At 37.6% G+C, this 25,127-nt stretch carries 23 protein-coding genes; 10 read left to right on the forward strand and 13 right to left on the reverse strand.

Annotation, left to right across the window (positions count from 1 at the left end; genetic code table 11):
- Positions 1-175 precede the first annotated feature (175 nt).
- The 5 genes from LQ201_RS22250 to LQ201_RS22270 all read right to left on the reverse strand — a co-directional run bounded on the left by LQ201_RS22250 (position 176) and on the right by LQ201_RS22270 (position 4,352).
- The gene (locus LQ201_RS22250; protein ID WP_230145873.1) at positions 176-565 is read right to left on the reverse strand and encodes an RDD family protein; all 390 of its coding nucleotides are present in this window, start codon (positions 563-565) and stop codon (positions 176-178) included.
- Between the two features lie 121 nt (positions 566-686).
- Positions 687-1,304: a hypothetical protein gene (locus LQ201_RS22255; RefSeq protein ID WP_230145875.1), complete on the reverse strand. Its 618-nt coding sequence runs from the start codon at positions 1,302-1,304 to the stop codon at positions 687-689.
- A 142-nt stretch (positions 1,305-1,446) separates the two neighbouring features.
- Positions 1,447-2,409, reverse strand: a complete 963-nt coding sequence (locus tag LQ201_RS22260) for a MoxR family ATPase (RefSeq protein ID WP_029279992.1) — start codon at positions 2,407-2,409, stop codon at positions 1,447-1,449.
- Between the two features lie 5 nt (positions 2,410-2,414).
- Positions 2,415-3,773, reverse strand: a complete 1,359-nt coding sequence (locus tag LQ201_RS22265; RefSeq protein WP_230145876.1) for a peptidylprolyl isomerase — start codon at positions 3,771-3,773, stop codon at positions 2,415-2,417.
- A 54-nt stretch (positions 3,774-3,827) separates the two neighbouring features.
- The gene (locus LQ201_RS22270) at positions 3,828-4,352 is read right to left on the reverse strand and encodes a hypothetical protein (protein ID WP_230146697.1); all 525 of its coding nucleotides are present in this window, start codon (positions 4,350-4,352) and stop codon (positions 3,828-3,830) included.
- A 167-nt stretch (positions 4,353-4,519) separates the two neighbouring features.
- Here LQ201_RS22270 and LQ201_RS22275 point away from each other — a divergent pair, with 167 nt between their 5' ends.
- Positions 4,520-5,173 (forward strand): hypothetical protein, encoded by a 654-nt coding sequence (locus tag LQ201_RS22275; protein ID WP_230145878.1) that lies wholly within the window; start codon positions 4,520-4,522, stop codon positions 5,171-5,173.
- Between the two features lie 64 nt (positions 5,174-5,237).
- Positions 5,238-5,819: a non-canonical purine NTP diphosphatase gene (locus LQ201_RS22280; protein WP_230145879.1), complete on the forward strand. Its 582-nt coding sequence runs from the start codon at positions 5,238-5,240 to the stop codon at positions 5,817-5,819.
- On the opposite strand, the gene LQ201_RS22285 is transcribed toward LQ201_RS22280, so the two are convergent.
- The 3 genes from LQ201_RS22285 to LQ201_RS22295 are packed head-to-tail and all read right to left on the reverse strand — an operon-like array spanning position 5,814 to position 8,793.
- A complete protein-coding gene (locus tag LQ201_RS22285; RefSeq protein WP_230145880.1) occupies positions 5,814-6,116 on the reverse strand; it encodes a type II toxin-antitoxin system RelE/ParE family toxin in 303 nt (100 codons plus the stop codon). The two genes, LQ201_RS22280 and LQ201_RS22285, sit on opposite strands and share 6 nt — an antisense overlap.
- Positions 6,116-6,337 (reverse strand): hypothetical protein, encoded by a 222-nt coding sequence (locus LQ201_RS22290; RefSeq protein WP_230145882.1) that lies wholly within the window; start codon positions 6,335-6,337, stop codon positions 6,116-6,118. Before LQ201_RS22290 ends, LQ201_RS22285 begins: the two co-directional genes overlap by 1 nt.
- Positions 6,338-6,375: 38 nt before the next feature.
- On the reverse strand, positions 6,376-8,793 hold the full coding sequence (locus tag LQ201_RS22295; RefSeq protein WP_230145884.1) for an OstA-like protein: 2,418 nt from the start codon (positions 8,791-8,793) through the stop codon (positions 6,376-6,378).
- 65 nt (positions 8,794-8,858) lie between these two features.
- Between LQ201_RS22295 and tilS the strand changes: the two genes are divergently transcribed.
- From tilS to LQ201_RS22315, 4 genes are all read left to right on the forward strand, one after another.
- On the forward strand, positions 8,859-10,190 hold the full coding sequence (tilS, locus tag LQ201_RS22300) for a tRNA lysidine(34) synthetase TilS (RefSeq protein WP_230145885.1): 1,332 nt from the start codon (positions 8,859-8,861) through the stop codon (positions 10,188-10,190).
- Complete coding sequence (locus LQ201_RS22305) at positions 10,191-10,682, forward strand: hypothetical protein (RefSeq protein ID WP_230145886.1); 492 nt, start codon at positions 10,191-10,193, stop codon at positions 10,680-10,682.
- A 132-nt stretch (positions 10,683-10,814) separates the two neighbouring features.
- Positions 10,815-11,957 (forward strand): N-acetyl-alpha-D-glucosaminyl L-malate synthase BshA, encoded by a 1,143-nt coding sequence (gene bshA / locus LQ201_RS22310; RefSeq protein ID WP_131027844.1) that lies wholly within the window; start codon positions 10,815-10,817, stop codon positions 11,955-11,957.
- Positions 11,958-12,214: 257 nt separating this feature from the next.
- Entirely contained in the window at positions 12,215-12,661 is a 447-nt protein-coding gene (locus tag LQ201_RS22315; RefSeq protein WP_029279950.1) for a KTSC domain-containing protein, read from the forward strand.
- A 339-nt stretch (positions 12,662-13,000) separates the two neighbouring features.
- On the opposite strand, the gene LQ201_RS22320 is transcribed toward LQ201_RS22315, so the two are convergent.
- From LQ201_RS22320 to LQ201_RS22335, 4 genes are all read right to left on the reverse strand, one after another.
- A complete protein-coding gene (locus LQ201_RS22320; RefSeq protein ID WP_230145887.1) occupies positions 13,001-13,732 on the reverse strand; it encodes a phytanoyl-CoA dioxygenase family protein in 732 nt (243 codons plus the stop codon).
- 4 nt (positions 13,733-13,736) lie between these two features.
- Positions 13,737-14,231 (reverse strand): SRPBCC domain-containing protein, encoded by a 495-nt coding sequence (locus LQ201_RS22325; RefSeq protein ID WP_230145889.1) that lies wholly within the window; start codon positions 14,229-14,231, stop codon positions 13,737-13,739.
- A gap of 18 nt (positions 14,232-14,249) precedes the next feature.
- On the reverse strand, positions 14,250-15,359 hold the full coding sequence (locus LQ201_RS22330; protein ID WP_230145891.1) for a lactonase family protein: 1,110 nt from the start codon (positions 15,357-15,359) through the stop codon (positions 14,250-14,252).
- Positions 15,360-15,858: 499 nt separating this feature from the next.
- Positions 15,859-17,448: a pseudouridine synthase gene (locus tag LQ201_RS22335; protein WP_230145893.1), complete on the reverse strand. Its 1,590-nt coding sequence runs from the start codon at positions 17,446-17,448 to the stop codon at positions 15,859-15,861.
- Between the two features lie 263 nt (positions 17,449-17,711).
- Here LQ201_RS22335 and LQ201_RS22340 point away from each other — a divergent pair, with 263 nt between their 5' ends.
- Positions 17,712-18,494: a lytic transglycosylase domain-containing protein gene (locus tag LQ201_RS22340; protein ID WP_230145895.1), complete on the forward strand. Its 783-nt coding sequence runs from the start codon at positions 17,712-17,714 to the stop codon at positions 18,492-18,494.
- A 475-nt stretch (positions 18,495-18,969) separates the two neighbouring features.
- Positions 18,970-20,016, forward strand: a complete 1,047-nt coding sequence (locus tag LQ201_RS22345; RefSeq protein ID WP_230145896.1) for a flavin reductase family protein — start codon at positions 18,970-18,972, stop codon at positions 20,014-20,016.
- 158 nt (positions 20,017-20,174) lie between these two features.
- Here LQ201_RS22345 and LQ201_RS22350 read toward each other — a convergent pair whose 3' ends face one another.
- Positions 20,175-20,846 carry a DUF1361 domain-containing protein gene (locus tag LQ201_RS22350; RefSeq protein ID WP_230145898.1) on the reverse strand — a complete coding sequence of 224 codons (672 nt, stop codon included), beginning with the start codon at positions 20,844-20,846 and terminating at the stop codon, positions 20,175-20,177.
- Between the two features lie 265 nt (positions 20,847-21,111).
- On the opposite strand from LQ201_RS22350, the gene uvrA reads away from it, so the two are divergent.
- Together uvrA and LQ201_RS22360 are read left to right on the forward strand one after the other, a co-directional pair.
- A complete protein-coding gene (gene uvrA, locus LQ201_RS22355) occupies positions 21,112-24,009 on the forward strand; it encodes an excinuclease ABC subunit UvrA (RefSeq protein ID WP_230145900.1) in 2,898 nt (965 codons plus the stop codon).
- 236 nt (positions 24,010-24,245) lie between these two features.
- Positions 24,246-25,013 (forward strand): TatD family hydrolase, encoded by a 768-nt coding sequence (locus LQ201_RS22360; protein WP_230145901.1) that lies wholly within the window; start codon positions 24,246-24,248, stop codon positions 25,011-25,013.
- The last annotated feature ends 114 nt before the right edge of the window (positions 25,014-25,127 follow it).

Raw genomic sequence — 25,127 nt, forward strand, 5'->3', positions numbered from 1 at the left:
GAGCAAAATAAGGTAATAATGAAATAAGTGCGATATAACGCCTTTTGATAAAATCCAATATCATGTTTGTCTGTACGTACGAGTTTACAAACCTTAATACATTGTTTTATAAAAGGTAACCTATTTTCGTTAGTTGGGATTGTAAACCACGATTAGCGGAAGCTAAAATGAGGGATTAAAGCTTTATCATCACACTACCGGAGGCCAGATCGTGGATTGCCCTTTTCTGTAGATTTGAATTGATGGTTAGGAACGAAATCCAGCCTAAAGCAAGCTTTATCGGGTACCTGATTATGGATTGTCCGATATTGAGTTTTTGGTTAATGTCCTCATGTTTCCTTACTCTGATCCTTTTAATGTAGTTACCGATGGTGCAGCCGAATGTCATGAAGAGGGGTTCGTAAATCACAAATAAAAATGCAAATAATAAGATCCGTCCCCATTCTGGTACATTGTTAAAGCTGTCTAATACGTTTGAAAAACATACCATAAGAATGATGATAATTATGGTGTCTATAAATGTAGATTGTAATCTTTCTACCAGACTTGGGTATTTTTCTTCCATTTGAGTGCGTATTTATTGTAGGATATTAAAAAAATAATAATATTTTTCGTTATTGTGGATTTGCAATGCACAATGTAAGGATTAAAAACCCTTAGTTCATAAGAAGGGATTACAATCCCGGCTAGCCGAGCTGTTCTAGTTCAAATTGTAGATTCGATTTTGCTTGGTTTTCAAATTTGTGATTAAAATAATCTGTTTTAAAAATCCGTTCCATTTTTATAAAATGTTCCAGAACCTTTTTTCGTCCTGGATTATAAATGAGATCTGGATAAACTGAATATTCTTTTCTTACGTTTTGCGAATAAGTAGTATAGTTTTCTAAGCTTTGGCCTAATATAGAAAGATCTGCATCAGTAAAATAATTGGTATCTGATTCAGGATAAGCAAAATGGTTCTTAGTGGCTATTATTTGAGTTTTGCAGCTATTGATAATGTGATTGGGAACTGAAATCTGCGCCATTCTCTTCTGGGCAAGTTCAGCACTTTTCTCTTCATTATCCGATTTTAACGCATTATAAATAATATCATGATAGAACATCGTAAATAGAATACTATCCCAGCTTTCAATGTTAACTTTTACTTCATTAAGTTGTGTCAACAAGTTATCAAGATGTGAAAGTGTATGATAATGTCTTTTTTTATGAGTGTAGTTTTTCTCAATCTCAGCCCAAAATTCGGCTATTATTCGGTCACTATCCGTATAATTTGTTAAGAGATTAATGAATGTATCTTTTAGCACGAGATTTTGCGAATAGTATCGGTACACAAGATAGGGATTGGAGATGACTTTTCCAGTTGTATTGTGGATTTGTAATCCACTAATAGAAGTTAAAATTCTGGCTCATCAGGCGGGACTGCAAATCCCGACTAGCTTAATGCTACTACAATAAATCTTTAATGATTTTCTCGATTGATAAGCCTTCAGCTTCAGCACGGTAATTGCGCACAATGCGGTGACGTAAAATAGGCTCAGCAACTGCTTTAACATCTTCAATGTCTGGCGAGTATTTCCCCGTTACGGCGGCATGGCATTTTGCACCCAACACTAAAAACTGCGAGGCGCGTGGACCAGCACCCCAACTGATGTATTTATTAACTGCATCAGTAGCAAACTCGCTATTAGGACGGGTTTTGGCAGCCAGTTTTACGGCATATTCCAAAACATTATCGGTAATCGGAATATCGCGGATTAGTTTCTGGAAATATTGAATATCATCTGCATGGATAATTTTCTGCAGTTGAACGGTTTTATTGCTGGTCGTGTTTTTTACAATGTTCAATTCATCTGCAAAGGCAGGGTAGTTTAATTGAATATTGAACATGAAACGATCTAACTGAGCTTCGGGTAGGGGGTAAGTTCCTTCCTGCTCAATAGGATTTTGTGTGGCCAAAACGAAAAACGGTTTTGGTAAAATATGGGTTTGTCCAGCTGCGGTAACCGATTTTTCCTGCATGGCTTCTAATAAAGCAGCCTGGGTTTTTGGCGGTGTACGGTTAATCTCATCAGCGAGGATAATATTAGAAAAAACAGGGCCTTTTATAAATTTAAAGTGCCTGTCTTCTCCTAAAATCTCTGCGCCAATAATATCGCTTGGCATTAAATCGGGGGTAAACTGAATGCGGTTAAAATCGAGGTCTAAAACAGAAGCCACCGTTTGTACAAGTAAAGTTTTTGCTAATCCTGGTACGCCAACCAACAGACAATGTCCGTTACTAAATATGGCGATTAAAACAGATTTTATGATGTCATCTTGTCCAACTACTACTTTGCTTATTTCGGCTTTAATGTTGTTGAAAGATTGATGAAGTGCATCAACAGCTTCTACTTCGTTCTTATACTGCATTGGTGTTATTTTGCGGCTGTGGTTTTAGTCCAAATTTTTAATTCATCACAGGTGTTAAATTCATCGTCGATTTTAATGTAAGTGCTTTCGCGACGTTTTTCAAACCATTCGCTTAAAGTACGATTAATTTTATCACTTTGTGCGGCATCTCTGATTTTTGGAAAATCTTGAGTTAAGTTTGCTTTGTGCGGTGGGATTTTAGATTTTAAATATAAAATGCGGTAACCTTGTTTTCCATCAGCTGCTGTAAATAAATCTGGTTTAGAAATACCACCAATTTTCATGCTATCAATTACCAAAAACACCGACGGATCTAATTTATCAACAGGAATAAAGGTACTTCTTGCCTGAACATTTTCGGCATTAAGCATCATACCACCATTATATTTACTCTCTTTATTATCTGAATAAAGGTTTGCAGCAGCAGCGAAACTTAATTTTTTACCGATAATATTGTTGTAAATGCTATCTGCATGCAATTTTAAACGCGTTAAACTTTCTGGTGTAGTTTTAGGCATAATTAAAATATGTCTAACGTGTACCTGCTCACCTCTCCGCTCTAAAACCTGTAAAAAGTGGAAACCATAATCTGTTTCGAACACTGGTGAGATTTCTCCGGCTTTCAGTTTAAATGCCCAGGCAGTAAATTCTTTAACCATAGTATTTCTGTCGATAAAACCATAATCACCACCATCGGCAGCAGAACCTGGATCTTCAGAATAGGTTTTAGCTAACACACCCATATCTTCGCCACTTTTAACCCTTAAACGAAGGGCTTCAATTTTATCACGGAATTTTTGTTTTTCTGCTCTGGTTAACTGTGGGTTTAAAATCACTTCACCAACTTCTACCTCTGTATTAAACTGAGGAACACTATCGCCCAAAGTTTTGAAGTATTTTTCAACCTCCATTGGTGTAACGTTAATGTTCTCGGTGATTTTTTGTTGCATTTTTTGTGCGATCAACTCATCTTTTACCGATGGTCTGATCTCATCTTTATACTGCAGAACAGATTTATTTAAAAATTGCTCTAAACGCTCCTGACCACCTGCACGCTGCATGCTATAACGCATACGTTTGTTTACCTCATCATCAACCGCACCATCTTCAACCATTACCGAATCGATCTCAGCCTGTTGTTTAAGCAGCTTTTGCGTTAAGGTTTGTTGTAAAATTTTACATTTAATTTCAGCATTGGGCTGGTTTCCCTGATAAAGATATTGTGTGTATTGTTGGTTTAAATCTGATAGCAGGATAATATTATTTCCTACAACAGCAGCAACTTTATCTACAGTATGCTTTTGAGCGAAACTGTTTAAAAACAGGCAAATTAAAGCGGTTGCTACTAAAAAAACTTTCTTCATTCTATTTGTTATATTTTGCAAATTTAATACTTATGGTCAAAAAAATCAGGTTGGTTATAACTTGGCAAGCTTTTTTAACTCGTTTTCGTTAATTTTGATCTGATATTTTTGTTTGAGGCTTTTTAGCCAATTTTCTTCTAAACTTAGTTGATAATCGGCAATTACCTCTCCTCTAACCTCGCTTAAGGGTTTATTATACTTTTGTTGGTTTTTACTATAAAAATCATTTATCGCTTGCTCATCTTCCTGTGCTTTGTTCCATATTTTTTGTTCCGAAACATTGAACATTAAAACACCTTCGCGGTATTCATTCAATAAAAAATCGCGGTCTTTGTTACTTACCCCAATTTTTTTATGTGTGGTTAATGCGTCTTCATAAGTTTTGATTTCTTCCTGGTAACTGGCATTTTTGTCCAATCCCATTTCCCGGGCATCTAAAACTTTAAGCTTAAAATTTATATACAAGTTTAAGTATGCTTGTAAGGTATCGTATGCTGCACTAACGTTTCCGTTATGGCTTTTTTTGTATGCCCACATAAATTCTTTGGTACTTATTGATTTTCCGTTTACCACAGCCACGTTTTGTGCAAACGAAATGCTATAAATAAAGCTAAAAACAAATAAGCAGTAAGCTTTCCTCACACAGAGCACTCTATAAATTTTAAGGGATAAAAGTAACAATTAGCGACGCTATTATAAGATATTTAACTAATTTTAACAGAAATTATTATCCAGCAAAAATACGAATGGAAAACCAGGTTACCAACAATGCGAATGCTTTACGTTTATTTTTTACTGAAGAGGTTTTTTTGGTAAAGGATGAAAGCGTAGAAATTCTGCCTTTACGTAATCCAGAGCCAGTTTTGGCTGTCGGAAATGTTTCTGTTATTGAAGAAAAAGAACCTGTTTTAAAACCAGAAATAACGCAAATTCCTGGGATTAATCCTACAAATGCACCTAAATTTTATACACAAGGTCCTGAAATTCCGCATATTGTGGCCGAACCAGCACCTGAAAAAACGTTTAAATTTTTAGGTGGAAATAAAAAATCGGTGCTGATTTTAGTAAACGATAATCAGAACGATGTAAGCACCGAGCAGGGTAGGGAGCTGCTGCGGAAAATTGTGAAGGCAGTAGATTTGGGCACACCCGATTTTGCCATTTTAAATTATGCAAATTATAGCGGAACTGACTATGCAGAACTGCACCGGTTTTTTAAACCTGCCATTATGTTGTCTTTTGGAGTAGAGATTGCCGACTTGAGACTGAACCTTACCTGGCAGAATGAAATCATCGTTCACGAAACCACCAGGATTATATTTGCCCCTAACCTCCATCATCTGGATAGCGATTTAACTGCTAAGAAAACACTTTGGGCGCATCTTCAGAAAATTAAATAAGCCGGTAATAAAGAAACGGTTAATCTTTCACACCCTAAACCCTACACCTTTTACCTTCCTTAAAATGAAAAAACTTGTATTTGCGACCAATAATCAACATAAAACAGAAGAAATACGTGCTGCACTTGAAGGTAAATATGAGGTGCTGAATCTGGAAGATATTGGTTGTTTGGTTGATATTCCTGAAACTGCAGATACCTTTGAAGGAAATGCTACTTTAAAAAGCAGTTATGTAGTTGAACATTTTAATTTAGATTGTTTTGCCGACGATAGCGGTTTAGAGGTAGATGCTTTGAATAACGAACCAGGAGTTTACTCTGCCCGATATTCTGGAAGCAGGGATAGTTTAGAAAATATTCAATTGGTTTTAGCTAAGCTTGAAGGGAACCTCAACAGAAAAGCAAGGTTTAAAACGGTAATCTCCTTAATGCAGGATGGTAAGAACCATATATTTGAAGGTTTAATTGAGGGAACCATCAGGAAAGAATTATCAGGTTCGAAGGGCTTTGGTTATGATCCTATTTTTCAGCCGAACGGCTATGATATCACTTTTGCTGAAATGGATATGACAGAGAAGAATAAAATTAGCCACAGGGCTATTGCACTAAAAAAGATGTTGGATTTTTTGAAAGGGGTTGAGCTATAAAAATCTTTTTTTCTTTTTGCCACTTTGTCGATTGTCTATAAATGTTACGATCTCTAAAGTGTTGCTTTTTGGTTTAATCCGGTATACAACTGAAATGTGCGGTATGATCATACCCATATGCGTATTCTTTGTTTTATAAGTTTTTCTTGAGATTAATGGTTCTTCAGATAGTGTTTCGAGATAACTAAAAACCCTTACTATAAATTTTTTTACTTCTACTTCTGTCCAGTTTTCTTTTAGATAATCTATATTTTTTTGGAAAGTTTCACCAGCCTTTTTAGACCAAATAATATCCATTACGCGCTAAACCTTTTTTTCGCCTCTTCGTGGCTAAAACTTTCGCCATGATCAAGTTGGTTTATGCCTTCCAGAATATCGTTTTGTTCGTTGCTATTTAATCCATCAAACCAGTCAAAATCCCTCGCAGTAATTAGTGATTTAATATCTCTGATTAAACTTTCATCATCCGAATTAATGATCTGTTGAAGTACACTTAGTTTTTCTGATTGTAAATCCATAAAATAAATTTAACCATTAATTTGATCAATAGCAAAAACTACATTTTACCAACCACCTTTTTAACTTGCACCGAATCCTTTTTCGGTAGGATGGGTTTAATGCCAAAATTGGCCGTGTCTGCTGGTTTAGTTTGTGGCAATTTCTTCTCCACATTTAAGCTGTCTTTTCCCAATGTGATTTTTGTTTTAACCGCAGGTGCCGCTGTTGCTGGTTTATTTGTAGGGGCTGTTGTTTTAGCACCAGCCACAGTTTTGCCCGCAACTGTTTTGGCCTTTGCTTTGGGTTTAGGTTTTCCAGATGAGCCAATGGCATCTTTTTTTGATTTTGGGCGTTCGGTAGGTTTCCATGAAAACCCTTTTAAAACATGATCTTTTGCAATGGTGTTTTCCGGATTCAAAGCTCCCTCTATTCCCTTGATATAAACAATTTCCTCAATGGCATTTTCATTATCCTTGAAGATGAATTTTATCCTGCTGCTTAGGGTTTGATTCATTTCTTTATACACCTTTGTACTGTCATCCTGGGTGTAATAAATACTTTCGGCATTGCCATCTACATATAGGTTCTTAAATTTTCCGTTGGTAAAGAAACCAGTCATTAACCTTCCTTTTATTTGGTTAAACCTTAGCGAATCTTTTGGTGTATTGACTAAAAATGCATTTCTAAATGCCTGTAAATTATTTAGCTTTTTATTCTTGAACTGAACAAAGATGGTATCGCCAACCTGTTGAGAACCTTCTGACCAGATAATCGGATTACTGTAGCAGCGTAGCGTAGAATCGGCACTGGTATAAAAAAGGCTGTCGGTTTTAGCCTGTATATTAGTTTTAAAAATCTTAACACCGTGGTAAGCCTTAATGATACGGGTTTGAACGGTATCAGCCGGGTTAAATTTGGCCGTATCAGTCTTTAATGCACCAGCTTTTAAGTTTCCCAGCGCTTTTGTTAAACTATCTTTAGCGCCAGCTTTTGTAATCTTTTTTTGCAGGCTATCAATTTTCGTTTTTGAAAGATCCTTTACAATTGGAGAAGCCTTATCGGTGATCTTTTTTTGTAAGCTATCGATTTTTGTTTTCGGTACATCTTTTACTATCGAATTGGCTTTATCAGCCAGCTTTTTCAGGCTATCGGTTTTAAGTTTAGGCAGGTTTTTGATAATGGAATCAGCCTTGTTCTTTAAAAGATTGTTTTTCTGCAAACTATCAAGGTTAAGCTTGGGCAGATCTTTGCCAAGCGAATCTACTTTCGATTTTAGGCTATCGATACTTTTGTCTTTCAGGTTAAGCGGATCTTCTGTTATCGCCTCACCCTTATTCTTTTTCTTCCTATCAGCCCTACTTATTTTTGCAGTATTGCGTTTATTTCGGTCGTCTTTTAGTGTGCTTTGTGTTTCAGGTTTCTCCTTGGGTTCTGTGGTTCCCTTTTTCTCACCGGTATCTTCATCATCTTCTCCAACCTGATTGTCGGCTTTAATCGAAATTTTAGGGATCAGCTTTAATGTTTTTTGCAGCACCATCTGCGTTTCTAAAGTATCGGCACCCATCCATAAACTATCTGGCCTTTTTTTATTCTTCACCATTATAGAATCTTCCGTGCCAATGCCAAGATATGCATTTCGTGTAACCAATGTCCTTTGATCCAGTTTATAATAATAGCCCAAATCACCGAACATTTTCATCTTATCTTTCGTATCGGAAAAAATAATGTTTTTTACTGCTTTACCAATGCCTTTCTTCCCGAAATAATACAAACTATCACCTTTTAACGATCTCGTACCCTGGGTATAAAGGTTTTTCTTTCCAAAAAAAGCATCCTCAGTCATCGTATTATACTGACCATTTTCGGTGTAAAGATTATCGTCTTTTCCTTTGATATTTGTAGGGCCATAAAAGTAGGTCCATTTATCCTGAGTATTATAGCTCATCGTATCCGATTTTATGACCGATTGAGGCGTAACTACTACCACATCATATTTAAAGTAGGCTACGTTCCTTTGACTAAAATAATAGCCATTTTTACTCGTTACTGTCACCTCTTGATTTACAATTTTTCCTCCACTGGTATAAGTGCCTATCTTGCTGAGGGTATTGTAATCTAAAATATTGGTGGTTAAGGTGGATGTTGGGTCTTTCATCACCACATTTCCGGTTAAATGCGCATGTTTTTTATTTCCATCATACTCCAATTGATCTGAATAAATATCAGTGGTAAGCTGGTTGATATGTACATTTTTAAAAGCTTCGAAATAGTTCCGCTCGCTATAAAATACAGCGCTATCGCAGGTCAAAGTTGCATTATCTTGTTGGAAAACAGGGTTTCGTAGGTAGTTTACCTTATTCTTAAGATCGCCTGTTATTTTTGTGAACGATACGATTTTAATCTTCGAAGCGGGTCGCTGACCGAATAAAAATACTGGACTGATTAAAAGAAATAAAAAGACAAATAGTTTTTGCACACTACAAAGTTAGTTTTTTGTTCCGAACGTTCGGAATACCAGTTAAAATTAAATATTTTTGATGGATGTTACCCGTAAAACAATTTCAGGATTTTATTGAACAGCACCAGCTGTTTGTTCGGGCTAACAAAATCCTTTTGGCCGTAAGTGGGGGAAAAGACTCAGTATTAATGTTGCATTTGTTTAAAACAATAGGCGTTGATATTGGTGTGGCACATTGTAATTTTAATTTACGGGCTGATGAGGCACAACGTGATGAAAGTTTTGTTGCGCTACTGGCCAAAAGTTTAGGATTACCTTTTTATATAACGCATTTTGATACCAAAAAATATGCAGCCGAAAATAAAATTTCTACCCAGATGGCAGCACGCGATCTCCGCTATAACTGGTTTGAAGAAATTAGGCGTAAAGAAGGTTACGATTATGTAGCCCTGGCCCAACATCAAAACGATGCGATAGAAACCGTACTCATTAACCTTACCCGTGGCACAGGCATAAGCGGATTGCATGGTATTTTACCTAAACGTGATTTACTGATCAGACCCTTGCTCTTTTTAAACCGACAGCAGATTGATGAAATTGTAAGGACTAATAACATCGATTTTGTAGAAGATAGCTCAAACGCAAGTACAAATTATACACGGAATAAAATCAGATTACAGGTAGTACCGCATCTGCGGGAGATTAACCCTAATCTCGAAAAAACATTTGCCGAAAATAGCTCACGCTTTGCTGAATTGGAGACTTTTTTAAATAGCCAGGTTCAGAAACTTGCAAATAAAATCCTAAATAAAAGGAATGATGGCATTTATATTCCTTTGGAGGAGGTTTCGAAATTGAACCCGCAAAAGCTCTTGCTTTACGAGTTACTTAAGCCATTTAATTTTGGTGAAAATGTAGTGCAGGAAATTTTAGACAGTTTAAGGGCTTTAAGCGGTACACATTTTTTTAGCGCCACGCATCAGGCCATTATCAATAGAAATGATCTGGTTATTGTTGAAAAAAACACATCGGTTACTGCTAATCAGTTTATCCACCCAACAACTGAAAACATTGTTTTTGCTAATGATGAAATTTCGTTGAGGTTTACAGATGAAGTGAAATTCGAAATTAACTCGAATAAAGCGTTTGTAAATGCTGATAAATTAATTTTTCCTTTAGTGTTAAGGAATTGGCAAAATGGAGATAAATTTATTCCATTGGGTATGCGTAATCCCAAAAAAGTAAGCGATTATTTTATCGACGAGAAAGTTCCCCTACATTTGAAAAGCGTTACGCCGATTTTGGTTAACGGCAATGGTGAAATTGTTTGGATTGCTGGTATGCGGCAGGATAACCGATATAAATTAACTACAGCAACAAAAAAAGTTGCTATATTCGAACTCAAAATTAAATAAGTGGAAAGCAAATACGCCTATATCGAAAAACAGTACATCGGCCGTGATTATGTTCGTATTTTCATTAGGCTTATTATGGCTGCGTTCTGTTTTGCAGCCTACGTTTATGAGCGCGATCGTGACAATACACAAGATTTGTTCCTTGTTGTAGGCTTCGGGATCATCGGTGTTTCGATGCTTTTACTTTTCCTTATCCAGTACAAAATTGTGGTAGATAATGGCAGTATGATTTTGGATGGTCTTTGGACAACCAAACGTGTTAAGATTGATCTGAACAGTATTGTTGATGTTCGTAAGGCAACTTATAGCCGTTATTTTTTCAATAATCCGGTTTACAACCTGCACACAAAAGGTACGATCCGTTTTTATTCATCAGGTAAAGATGCGGTTGTTTTAACCGATCGCGATGGCTTGGAATATTTTATTGGTACCCAAAGGCCTAACGAACTTTTCCTTGTAATAAAAGAAGAAATGCGAAATCTCAAATCATAATTTGAGTGCAATAATTTTCCTCCAGTCTCTTATAAAATCTCTACTCAATATCTCGTCTTTTTTATTGCAATAAGCCGACACGCATTATACATTAAAATCGGGTACATTTGCGATAACAACAATACATGTACAATGAAGATAGGAATTGTTTGCTACCCCACTTTTGGCGGTAGTGGAGTAGTTGCAACAGAACTTGGTAAAGCACTTGCTAACGAGGGACATCAGGTTCACTTTATTACTTATAGTCAGCCTGCCAGGCTCGATTTCTTTTCTGCCAACCTGTTTTATCATGAGGTTTCGGTAAGGGATTATCCACTTTTTGATTATGCTCCTTACGAATCTGCTCTGGCCAGCAAACTGGTAGATGTTGTCCGTTTTGAACAATTGGATGTATTACACGTTCATTATGCCATTCCACATGCTTCTGCTGCTTTTATGGCGAAACAGATTTTGGCAAGTTATGGTATTCATATTCCGGTGGTAACTACTTTGCACGGTACCGATATTACTTTGGTGGGCAAAGACCCAACTTATAAACCTGTGGTTACCTTTTCTATTAATCAAAGCGATGGTGTAACTACAGTATCAGAAGATTTAAAAGAAGATACTTATAACCATTTCGAGATTACAAAAGAAATTAAGGTAATCCCAAATTTTATAGATTTTTCGCGCTTCAGTTTACAGGCAAAAGGTCACTTCAAAAAAGCAATCGCACCAAATAATGAAAGGATTTTAATCCACACCAGTAATTTCAGGAAAGTAAAACGTACGGCTGATGTGATTAGGATTTTCGAAAAAGTACAGGCGGTTATTCCGTCGAAACTATTAATGGTAGGCGATGGGCCTGAGCGTGCTTACGATGAGCAGCTTTGCAGATCGTTGAATATTTGCGAGAATGTAAGGTTTTTAGGTAAGCAAGATGCGGTTGAAGAAATCTTATCGGTTTCAGATCTTTTCTTAATGCCGTCAGAATCTGAAAGCTTCGGTTTAGCTGCATTAGAGGCAATGGCTTGTAAAGTGCCGGCAATTACTACAAATGCGGGTGGTTTGCCTGAGCTGAACGTTGACGGATTTTGTGGCTACATGAGCAATGTTGGAGATGTAGATGCAATGGCGGCCCATGCCATTGAAATATTAAAGGATGATGAAACGCTGAATCGTTTCAAAGAAAATGCTTTTGCAAGGGCACAAGATTTTGACCTTAAAAAGATCCTTCCTGTTTATGTTAACTATTATAAGGAAGTAATCGAAAACTCATTACAGCCTAAATATTAACAAATTAAGTCTCACGTTATATTTAACCACGGATAAAAGGATGCACACAGATGATAAATCCGTGTGCATCTGTTGTTAAAAAACTTAAGTAAGAGACGGGAGAACTCGTTAGTTGATGATTCATATCAGCAATATTTAATAAAAGTAAACTTTCTCAAAATCAAATGATTATAAATCGTATCTTTGCGGCTTGAAACGGTTTTGCAGATAAAGATCCCTAAATCATTTCGACAAAATTAAAAAAGAGGTTATCCCAAATGAAGAAAATAGTTGATTACAGAAAGCTTTTGAGCGTAGATAAAAATGCTGAGTTAAAAGAGCTTAAATCTGTGTACCGCACATTGATGAAAGATTGTCACCCTGATAAATTTCAGCAGGAAGAAGAGAAATTAGATGCAGAAGCTAGAAGTAAAGAAATTATCGAAGCTTACCATTTCCTGGTAAGTATTGCGCCAGAAACACGCGAACAGAATATCGAAACGTACACGCAAACGACAACATTATCGAATATTCAGGATTTCGAATACAAACAACAGGTTTTAAATATCCAGTTTTTTGATGGAAGTGCTTACGAATATTTCGATGTACCAAAAGCAATCTACGTGAAATTGGTTAACGCCGATTCTCCTGGCCGTTTTGCCCGCAGACATATCTTTAATGAATTCCCATATCGCAATGTAGCCAGAGTTGCAGAACCTGCATAATAAGCGACCATATAATATTAAATGGCCCCAATGAAAGTCGGGGCCATTTTTTTTATTCCGTTAATAGCGGATAATATTAGTTTTCTATCGATTGGTGCTATAAAGATGCTGAGCTAACTTACCATTGACAGGTTTAGGTAGAACGGTCGTCATCTCGACTGGAGTGCAATCCCGAACTTTCGGGAGAGAGATCTTTGAACCCAGTTAATTTAAAAGATTTTGCTTCGCAGAGCCTTCGGGTTCTCCTCCGAAGGGATTCCTTTGGAACACTGCGGTCAAAATGACGATTTATCTTAATCTGTCATCCCAGGTCCTTTGCTTTTTTCTAAAACTGAACGCTCAGGATGACGTGCGATCAAAATCAAGATGTTCTGACCATTGCAATTCTTTGGGCAAAGTCTGATTGCTGAATTCAAGATGAATTACCCTTCTTTTTTGATTGTTTGTTGTTCTGCTCGAACTGTGCAGGAGCAGTGGTTTCATAATCATCACACCACCTCTTTTTACGTTGCAACTTATTTCTTTTTCGATGTTCCAGTTTACGGTTTCGGGGCGGTAAATGCCTTTGCTATGCGAATTGGCAATTACTTTTAATGCACCGTTCTCCTCTTTTGTATCGTCGAGATGAATGCGGATGGTGAAATTGTTTTCGAGGATATTAAGTGGCGGTTGAACGGCAAACTGATTATGTTTATTAGTGTAAGGCCCAAAACCAGCTATTTCTACTTTCTGGTTAACTGAAATCGTTAAATCCTGATGATAGGAAACAAACCAATTTGAAGTTTCGGGTTTGTCGAAATAGATCGATTTGACAAGAAAATAGTCTTGACCAAAAACCTCTTTTACGATGTGTCTGAGTTTGTGATTGAAAATAAGATGGATTGTTTCTGGAACTTCTTTTAAAAATTGACGTATCGCAAAAAGATCGTCCGATTTTCTAAAGGTTTCTTTTGTAGAATCTGTCCTGTTAATCGCTGCAAGGATATCTTCAACTTCCTGGTCTGTAAATACATCATCTACAACCGAAAAACCTAATTCCTGAGTTTCTTTTTCCTTAACCACCAAATCCATCACCTCAATTATTCAACATGGGTTTAAAGCGGTTATCCTTATTTCTTAAGTCCAAACCACCTTCGTAAACGGATTTTAAATTAACCAAATAAAAACTCCAACCGTTATGACAACCTAAGCGAATATTTCTTTTCGCATTTTCATCTAAAGGAATATTCTTTTGCGTCAACTCTACAACTACATACTCAAACTCTTCTCTGAGTTTAATGTCGACCAAACATTCGCCTGCAAAAGTAAATTGAAGTTCATTTTTGCCATTGGCTTCAGTTATGCTTCCTTTTTCAATATCATCATACAGATACCAGATCCATTTGTATTTATCGCCTTTCAATGCGTTTTGCGTTTTGTTGAGCAATACGTTGTTTTCGTCAGAAAATTCCGCCTCACTTAAAAACCATTTCTCAATTTCGCTGGCTTTTGTCCAGGCATTGTACATATCCTCAAGTTTAGCTTTAACAGCAATCTTGATGGTGAATCTGGTCCAATCGAAGTTTTCCATTGGCTTAATTTTAGGTGATTAATTAAAAACTAAACAAACTGGCGCGCCAACATCAATGCGTTTACCGCTATCGGTTAATTTGCCAGTGGTTTTATTTCGGTTAAAAATAACGATGTTATTGGTGTATTGATGGCCTATCAATAGAAATTTTCCAGTCGGATCAATCGTAAAGTTTCTTGGCCCTTTGCCGAGTGTACTGACTGTTTCGATAAATTTCAATTTTCCGGTCGGTAGAATGGAAAAGGCAGAAATGCTATTGGCATCTCCACGGTTGGTTTCGTAAAGAAATTTTCCGTCAGCCGAAACATGGATGTCGGCACCATCAATTTTTCCGGTAAAATCTTTTGGCGTAGTACCAATTTCCTGAATTTTGGTTAAACTTCCATTCGAATAGGCGAAAACCGTTATGCTGCCATTAAATTCGTGCGCTAAATAGGCAAATTTCCCATTTGGACTAAAAGTGATGTGCCTGGGACCAGTGCCTGCATTGGTTTTAATTACCGACTTAACGGTTAATATTTTTTCTTTTGAGGAAGGGTTGTAGTTGTAGATATAAGTTTGATCTTCACCCAGATCGTTAACAATTAAATATTTGTGATCTGGCGTAAATTTAACCATATGCACATGTGCACTTTCTTGTCTGCCTTTAGGATCGATGCTTTTTCCGGTATGTTTAATCACTTGCAAAGCTGCTGTTAAGGCGCCATCAGTCTTGCGTGCGAATACCGCTAAACTGCCTCCGCTATAATTCGCAACAATAACATTTTTGGCATCAACGGTAATAAAACAAGGATCGGCGCCGTGGCTGTCTACCTTATTTAAAAAAGTTAAAGCACCTGTTGTTGCGTTGTATTTAAAAGCACTAACTGTGCTGGTGGCTCCGGTTTCATTAACTACATAAACAAATTTCTGATCTGGAGAAACAGCCAGATAACTCGGGTTCGCCGTGTTTTTTGTGATGCTTTTTACCGTTGTAGCTGCGGTTGAAGTATTAAAGTTGTAAGTATAGATTCCTTCGCTTTTTCCAGGTGCGGTATAGGTGCCAACAATGAGGTTGTAATTGGTTTTTTGCGCAAATGTTAGCGTTGATAGTATAGAAAGTATAAATACTGAACTAATTTTTTTCATGAAAAACGATATTGATTTTAACAAATATGGGGAATTAAAATGTAATTAGCCACGGAGGCACGGAAGAGCACGGAAATTAATTTCTATTTGATAAACCGTTTTCGTCGTTCTTAATTTATTTCAGAATCTTAAAAATATAAATTGGCAACAAGGTGCAGTATGCTTAAGCTATACTCAAATTTGTCAGTCTCAGCGTAGTCGAAGACGTTACGAGATAGATATGAAAAGATTATCCTTGGGCTATGCCAATCAATGACGGATTCCAGAGAAAGGTCGTCTTTCCCGCGCAGGCGGGAATCTTAATGCAACCTACAGCCTCTTCCAAAGCATTACGATTATCTTCGATGAGTACTCCGTGGTTCCCAATCGAGTTGGGAATGACGATACCTGGCACCCATCATATCCACTCCAATATTTTTCTGAAAAAATTGATTGCTCAGGATAACATCTTTTTTAGTAAAGCAACAAAAAAGGCAACCATTGGTTGCCTTTTTACATATTATTTTATCAGATGTTTAATCTGGATCAATTCATGATCTTCAAGATAGCGCCATCTGCCACGTGGTAAATCTTTCTTAGTCAGATTACCATATACTACACGGTCTAATTTTTCTACATTGTAACCCAGGTGTTCGAAAATACGACGAACAATTCTGTTTTTACCGCTATGGATCTGGATGCCGATTTCTTTTTTGGTTCCACCCGCAACGTAAGAAATGTTATCCGGTTTAATCAATCCGTCTTCCAGTTCTAAACCAAAAGCAATTTTGTTTAAATCGCCTTGTGATAAAGCTTTATCCAACTCAATATTGTAAATTTTGGTGATACCGTTTTTTGGATGCGATAATTTATCTGCTAAATCACCATCGTTTGTCATCAGCAATAAACCTGTTGTGTTACGGTCTAAACGCCCAACGGGATAAATACGCTCGCGGCTCGCCTTGTCAACCAATTGCATTACGGTACGGCGTTCTTGTGGATCGTCGGTAGTGGTGATGTAATCTTTTGGTTTGTTTAATAAAACGTAAACTTTTTTCTCGCGTTTCAATAGCTCGCCGTTATAACGTACTAAATCTTTCGCTGGATCTACTTTATGTCCTAATTCGGTAATGGCTTCTCCGTTTACGGTGATAATGCCGGCAGCAATTAGCTCATCAGCTTTACGGCGGGAGCAGATACCTGCATTTGAAATATATCTGTTAAGGCGAATTAAGCCTTTCTCTTCATTTGTTTTGCGGCCTTGGGCAATTACAGTGCGCTCTGGGCGGTTAAATTCTGTATCTCTTGGCTGAGCATCCTCGCGTTTTCTAAACGGACGGGTGTCGCCTTCCCTCGGTTCTCTAGGTTTTACATCTCTTGAACTTCCAGCACTTGGCTTGAAATCATCAGATTTGCCTCTTGATTTGTAATCTTTATAGCCACCTTCTCTTGGTTTGAAATCTCTTGATCCACCATCTTTCGACTTGAAATCACGGTCTCCAGTTCTTGGCTTGTAATCTCTTGATCCGCCTTCTTTCGATTTAAAGTCGCGGTCGCCAGTTCTCGGTTTAAAATCTCTCGAATCTCCATCCTTAGATTTGAAATCGCGTTCTCCTGTTCTTGGCTTATAATCTCTTGCACCACCTTCTCTTGGTTTAAAATCTCTGTCTCCTGTTCTCGGTTTGTAGTCTCTTGATCCTCCCTCTCTCGATTTGAAATCACGATCTCCAGTTCTTGGCTTGTAATCTCTGGATCCTCCTTCTCTTGGTTTGAAACTGCGGTCTTCTGATTTTGAGTTGTTATCTTTTGATTTAAACTCGCGGTCTCCAAATTTGAATCCTGTTGATTCTCCATCTTTCGATTTAAAATTACGGTCTCCTGTTCTTGGCCTGAAGTCTTTTTTGTCTCCGAAAGATTTTGATTTGAAATCTTTACCCTCTGAGCTTCTAGGTTTGAAGCCGTCTTTAGAATCGGATGATTTTTTGAATTTGCTGTCTTTATCGTCTGATCTTCTTCTGTCAGACCCGGCCGAACTACTTCTGCCTTCTGTTTTCCGACTGCCTGGTTTGGACTTGTCATCCCGACTGTTCCTGTTGTTTTTATTTATCATGATACGCTTTTAACCACATTAAAAATGCGGGTTGCAAATTTATGAAAAATTGATGAACATAACAATTTTAAGAGCGGAAAAATTAGATAAAAAAATAGCCTCTAAAATAGAAAAAATTGGATGAAAATCAAAATTTAAAATCCACGTTTAAAGCGCTTTAGGGGCTGTTTTTTGGGGTTAATTTTGTAACTATTTGATAATGTGCTTATTATTTTTTACCTTTGCCAACGTTTTTATATAAGTTCACCAAAAAAAGGAGGAAAATGTTAAAGAAACACATCGTACCATTTGCGGTAGTGGCAACACTATTTATCTTGGCAAAAGTGTTCGCTTACCAAATGCCCTTAGCACAAAAAAGTCTTTTAAAAGAAGAAAAATTAAACACTACAATACCCAAATCTGATAGCCTTAAAGTTGAAAACGCGGAAAAGCCGCTATCTTTAATGGCACAGTTAAATTTTGCCGAAGAAACCCTGCCGTTAGGCGATAAAAAGGTAGAACGCAAGATGAAAAAAATCCTTGCAGCACACACTTACGGGAACACACAAACCAATAAATTGCATGCAAAAGCGGCAAAATGGTTTCCAGTAATTGAGCCTATCCTAGCTGCGTACGGAATTCCTAACGATTTTAAGTATTTGGCCCTGGTCGAATCTGGAATGGCGGAAGGAGTTTCTCCAAAAGGTGCAGCCGGAATCTGGCAGTTTATGCCTGGCACAGCCCGTACCTATGGATTAAGAGTAAACGGAAATGTTGATGAACGCTATAATCTGCGTAAATCGACCATTGCTGCCTGCAAATACATTAAAGAAATGTATAAAGGTTTAGAAAGCTGGACATTGGTAGCTGCGGCTTACAATGTTGGCGACGGACGCCTGCGCAAGCAGATCAATAATCAAAATCAAGATAATTACTACAAAATGAAGCTGAACCGCGAAACGGGAGGCTATGTTTATAAAGTGATTTCTATGAAACAGATTATGGAGCACCCGAAACGTTACGGTTACGAAAAACCGAGAGTATTATTGGCCTACAACGCCGAATAATATAATAATTAAGATAAAGACAAGCATTTGGTAAGGCGTCCCGGTTTTAAATCGGGACGCTTTTTTTTTGAAGGTAATTGCGCAGATTGTTAGATTACAAGGATTTATCTGCAAAAGACTCAGGTTTTTTTCTGCGTGGTGATAACTAATAAACAAATGGCAAATGAACCAATGAACTTTTAGCCACGAAGGCACAGATTAACACGGAATTATTTTCTGCGTTATGCTAAACTACTGAACTAGTGGCAATGAACCAATGAACATTCAGGCACGGAAGCACAGATTAACACGGAAAAATTTTACCATATAAGAAATAGAAGGTCATTTAAGTGCGTGTGTTTTTTAATATTATCGAACACAAACTTGGCTGACCGGTGTTTCTCCTAAACCCTAAACCCTAAACCCTAAACCTATGTTATACTAACTAATGACTAATGAACGATTGAACTAATAAATCAATTCCTTTTCTTTGTATATGTTCAAACTGCGCATCAATAAAATCATAAATCAACCTGGCGATAACATTACTTTTCAATTTGAGGAAGTAGATCAACGATACCCAAAGTATTTAGCCGGTCAGTTTATTTCGTTGGTTTTTCAGGGGAAACATAAGGAGATAAGAAGGTCGTATTCTTTTAATAGCTCACCAGACGTGGATGAGCCTTTGGCCATTACAGTGAAAAGGGTAGAAAATGGAGAGATTTCGAGATTCTTACACCATAAAACTTCGGTAAATGATATTCTCTTGGCGCAAGAGCCTCAAGGTATGTTCAGCTACTTGCCAGAAGAAAACCTGGAACGTGATCTTTTTCTGTTTGCTGCAGGGGTGGGAATCACTCCATTATTCTCGATTTTGAAAACGGCCTTAGTGTGTGAGAAAAAATCATTGGTTACACTAGTATATAGTAACCGATCAATGGAGGATGCATTATTTTATGACGAGCTGAATGAATGGCAAAAGAAATATCCGGCTAGATTAAAGATTGTTTGGGTTTTTAGCAATAGCAAAAACTTAATGACGGCTAGATTGAATAAATTCTATATCGAAAAGTTAATTAAAGAACATTTGCATTTTGATCGGAATAATGCGCTGTTTTACAGCTGTGGTCCAATAATTTATATGGATTTATGCCGAATCACATTGCTGGGCATGGGTTTCGATATCAAACAAATTAAAAGAGAAACCTTTGTATTGCCAGAAGATGAGGTAGATGAGGATGATGGTTCGGCAGAAAAGGTTGTCGATAAAAATACTTACTCGGTAATTTTAAATTTTAGAGGGGAAGCTTATAGCCTCGAAGTGCCCTGGCCAAAAAGAATTTTAGATGTTGCGCTGGAAAATAAAATCAAACTACCGTATAGTTGTCGCGGGGGCGTATGCAGTACCTGTGTGGCTAATTGCACCAAAGGTGGCGTAAGAATGGATTATAATGAAGTACTAACCGATGATGAATTGGAAAGAGGCAGGGTTTTGGTTTGTACGGGGCACCCGACAGAGAATGGAACAACGATAGAGTGGTAGTTTAGTTCATTAGCCATTAGTCATTGGTTTATTGGTGCGCGTAGTTGAGTCGTCATCTCGAGCGGAGAGCAACGGAGTCGAGAGATCTTTTAAATTTGCTTAATCAAAAGGTGTAAGTTTTTTGTAGCAAAATTTCCATAAGTGTATATGGGTTTTGTTTAAATCTTTGCCAATTCTGGTTTAGCTTTTATAAATTTTATCGAAAAATAAATCATGTTCAATAGTAGACCCATCAATAAAGTCATTCCCCATGTTCTAGGATGGCTTAAGGGATTTAAAAATCTACCTAAAATGTCGCTAGCTAGTCCGAGGGGGTTACTGATGATATCCCAACTATTCCATCGCAAATAACGACCCAGGTAGATACCAAAACTCGCCAAGAATAGAAATGAGATAATTAAGCTATTCACCAGCTTTTTATTTAAATAAGTTATAAGGTGCTTTTCAATATCCATTAAGCTGATTAATCCATAAACCAATCCTGTCCATGCGAATGATAGAATGAGCACGAGGTCGAACCATATTGGTGCCGAGCCATTCAGTCGTAAATGGAACAAATCTGTAAGGATGTATGGTGAGTTGGGGAAAAATAATATCCAGGTAATGGTCAGTAATATTACTGGCAGTTTTCTGTTTAAATTATAAACCAGCATTAAAGTGCTTATTGTAAATGGAATAAGAGCCAGAAACAAATTCCAATTCAAAAAGAGGAATACTTTTGTGTCTGTAATTAAAGATCTTGTTACCGATATTGCGACGCAGAAGGATGTCATTGCAATTAAAAGAATGGTAATCTTTAGTCTTCCAAGTTTTTTGAGTTTTTGTACCATGAGATGAGTGGCTATTTTTTCTAAAAATACAAAACCATTGTATCATTTACAGCGTTTGTGGAGTATGGCGAAAACTTTTTTTAACCTTTTAATCGGTCTCTTCTGTTTGCCTCTGGTTTCCTACGAAATAGAAGTCGACATTATGACAATTAATCCTTAATCAAGATTGTATTAGACTTTCATTTTGATAAAATTTTTAGCATTTTTGCGGATTGAAATTTTGTCTTTTTAAAGGCTCAATTTTGCCTCCAACTTTTAATAAAATATGAGCAATAAATCTATCGACCTCGGCGAGCAAAAAGATGTAGAAGTATATGGTGCGAGGGTACATAATTTAAAGAATATAGATGTCAGTTTTCCACGTAACCAACTTGTTGTAATAACAGGGCTAAGTGGGAGCGGTAAATCTTCATTGGCTTTTGATACCATTTACGCGGAAGGACAGCGGCGCTATATGGAAACATTTAGTGCCTATAGCCGCCAGTTTATGGGGGGGATGGAACGCCCTGATGTAGATAAGGTTTCGGGATTGAGCCCGGTTATTGCCATTGAACAAAAAACCACCAGCAAAAACCCTCGTTCTACTGTAGGTACCATTACAGAGATTTACGATTTTATGCGTTTGCTTTATGCTCGTGTTGCTGATGCCTATTCGTACAATACTGGCGAGAAGATGGAGCGCATGAGTGAAGACCAGATCCTACAGAATATCTTCAATAAATTTGATGGTGTTGCAGTAAATATTCTAGCACCTGTTGTTAAAGGTAGAAAGGGGCATTACCGCGAGCTTTTCGAGCAGATCCGTAAACAAGGCTATGTAAAGGTTCGTGTGGATGGAGAAATAAAGGATATTTCTGCTAAAATGCAGGTAGACCGTTACAAAATTCACGATATCGAAGTGGTGATCGACCGGTTGATCATTGATGTGAAGGATAAAAAACGCCTGCTAGATTCGTTGCAGGTTGCCATGAAAATGGGTAAAGGCGTGATCAAAATCAGTGATAAAGATAATAACGTTGCGCATTTCAGTAAGTTTTTGATGTGCCCAACCACTGGTATTTCTTACGACGAACCTCAACCGAACAGTTTTTCGTTCAACTCGCCCTACGGTGCCTGCGAACGTTGCGATGGTTTAGGTTATATCTTCGTGGTGGATAAAGAATCGGTGATTCCGAACCCAAAGCTGAGTATTTTAAACGGTGGTTTGGCTCCATTGGGCGAATACCGTGATATCTGGATGTTCCAGGTGTTAAAAGCATTAGCCAAAAAATATAGTTTTTCACTTTCAACCCCGATCGAAAAGTTAAGCGATGAAGTAATAAACATTATCTTAAACGGTACGCACGATCTGATCAAGGTTGAGGTAGAATACAATAAATGGAACGTTCAAAATTATAATATCACTTTTGATGGTATTATTAAAATGCTCGAAGAGCAGAATGAAAAGAGAAGTGAGTCTGCATCAGATGATATGGACGAATTCAGGAAACTGAAAACCTGTCCTGAGTGTCATGGTGCCCGTTTGAAAAAAGAAAGTCTACACTTTAAAGTTGATGGCAAAAATATTTTCGAACTGTCGTCAATGGATATTTTCAACCTGAACACCTGGTTCGAAAAAGTAGATGAGCGCCTTAGCGATCGTCAGAATATTATTGCAAAGGAAATTTTAAAAGAGATTAAAGCCAGGATCGGTTTCTTAACAGATGTTGGTTTAACCTATTTAACGCTAGATAGAACAGCCCGCACACTTTCTGGTGGTGAGGCGCAACGGATCCGATTGGCTACGCAGATCGGTTCGCAGTTGATGAATGTAATGTACATCCTCGATGAGCCAAGTATCGGTTTGCACCAGCGCGATAACGAACGTTTGATCAATGCGCTTAAAAATCTCCGTGATCTTGGAAATACCGTTTTGGTGGTAGAACACGATAAGGATATGATTCTGGAGGCCGATTGGGTGATTGATGTTGGTCCTGGAGCGGGTATCCACGGCGGAACGGTAGTTGCAGAAGGAACTGCCGAACAGATCCTGAAGTCGAATACCTTAACTGCCGATTATCTAAATGGCAAAAAGAAAATTGAAACGCCAAAAGTACGCAGAAAAGGCAATGGGCATAAATTGTCTATCATAAAAGCTACCGGGCATAATTTAAAAGAAGTTTCAGTAGATTTTCCTTTGGGTAAATTTATTGCCGTAACCGGAGTTTCGGGTAGTGGTAAATCGAGTTTGATTACCGAAACTTTATATCCGATTTTAAATCACCATTTCTTTAGGGCGAAAAAACAACCTTTGCCTTACGAGAAAATTAACGGATTGAAAGAAATTGATAAGGTAATTGAAATTGATCAGGCACCTATCGGTAGAACACCTCGTTCTAATCCATCTACTTATACCGGAGTGTTTTCTGATATCAGAAATCTGTTTGTACAGTTGCCTGAAGCAAAAATCCGTGGGTACAAACCCGGCCGTTTCTCTTTTAATGTAAAAGGTGGCCGTTGCGAAACCTGTCAGGGAGCTGGTTTAAAGGTGATTGAAATGAATTTCTTGCCTGATGTACAGGTGCCTTGTGAAGAATGTGGTGGAAAAAGATATAATAGAGAAACCTTAGAAGTTCGTTTTCGGGGAAAATCGATCAGCGATGTGCTGGATATGAGTATCGAAGATGCCTGTAATTTCTTCGAAAATATCCCGATCATTTATAGGAAGATTAAAACCTTGAAAGATGTTGGCTTAGGTTATATTACTTTAGGTCAATCTTCGGTTACTTTATCAGGTGGCGAGGCGCAGCGGGTTAAATTAGCTACAGAGCTTTCTAAAAAAGATACCGGAAAAACTTTCTATATTTTAGATGAGCCTACCACCGGACTTCACTTCGAAGATATTAATGTGCTTTTAGGTGTATTGCAAGAGCTGGTTGATAAAGGAAATACGATTTTAGTAATTGAACATAATTTAGATGTGGTTAAAGTTGCCGATTGGGTGATCGATTTAGGTGAAGAAGGCGGTGCTGGTGGCGGAAGGATTTTATTCGAAGGTACGCCAGAAGGTTTGATCCAGAACCCGATCAGTTTAACCGGAAAGTTTTTGAAAAAGGAAATGGCTTTAGAGGCAGCGGTCGATAGTCCGAAATCCGAAGTCAAAGCGTCTAAGAAGAAGAAATAGTTTGAGGTTCGTCCATTGTTCGTCACCTGAACTGGTTTCAGGGGCTTTATGTGTGAATAGGCTGAGAATATATAATAAATCGTTGTCATCCTGAGCCTGTCGAAGGACTTGCTTAAAATTTGTTGTAAAGTGTTTCAACAGCCTCAACATGACAGATTTGAGAAGAAATTGACTTTGAATGATGCATTCATGAAATAACCTAGCCTATCATCCATTACCCATTTTACATTATAAACATGCTTTTTACCGATACCCATACCCATTTATATTACGAGCAGGATGCTGAGAAACAAGCGCAGTTAATGGAACGTTGTTTCGAGAATAGCGTTAACCGTTTGTTTTTGCCTAATGTTGATGTAAAATCAATTGCCATGATAGATGATCTGGTGGCGAAATATCCGGCAAATTGTTTTGCAATGGCAGGTTTACATCCTTGTGATGTGAAGGAAGATTATCTTGCTCAATTGGACGAAATTTACAATAGCATTTCCGGTCGGAAAATTTATGCCATTGGTGAGATCGGGATCGATCTGTATTGGGATAAAACTACCTTGGCCATTCAGCAGGATGCTTTTCGTAAACAGATTGGCTGGGCAAAAGATTTGGGTTTGCCGATTGTGATCCATTGTCGCGAAGCTTTTGATGAGGTTTTTGAGCTATTGGAAAGTGAAAGGGACGAAAAACTTCGCGGAATATTCCATTGTTTTACGGGCAATTTAGCACAGGCTAAACAGGCCATCGACTTAAATTTTTATTTAGGCATTGGTGGAGTAGTCACCTATAAAAAAGCTGGATTGGATCTGGTATTATCAGAGATTCCTTTGGCTAATGTAGTTTTAGAAACAGATTCGCCTTATCTGGCACCAGTTCCTTTCCGCGGAAAGCCTAATGAAAGCAGTTATTTGATTTATGTTGCCCAAAAACTGGCCGATATTTATGGTACTCCTATTGATGAAATTGCGGATGTAACCACAGAGAATTCGAAGAAAATTTTTGGGGTTTAGGATTGAGCCGGAAGTCCTCAGTCTGAAGTCATTAGTCAGGTTTAAGTCGGTCGTCATTTCGACTGAAGTGCAACGTAATGGAGAAATCTGTTTCGCAGGATTCAATAATTGATT

It is taken from the genome of Pedobacter sp. Bi126, from assembly GCF_918698245.1.
In the GTDB taxonomy this organism is placed as follows: domain Bacteria; phylum Bacteroidota; class Bacteroidia; order Sphingobacteriales; family Sphingobacteriaceae; genus Pedobacter.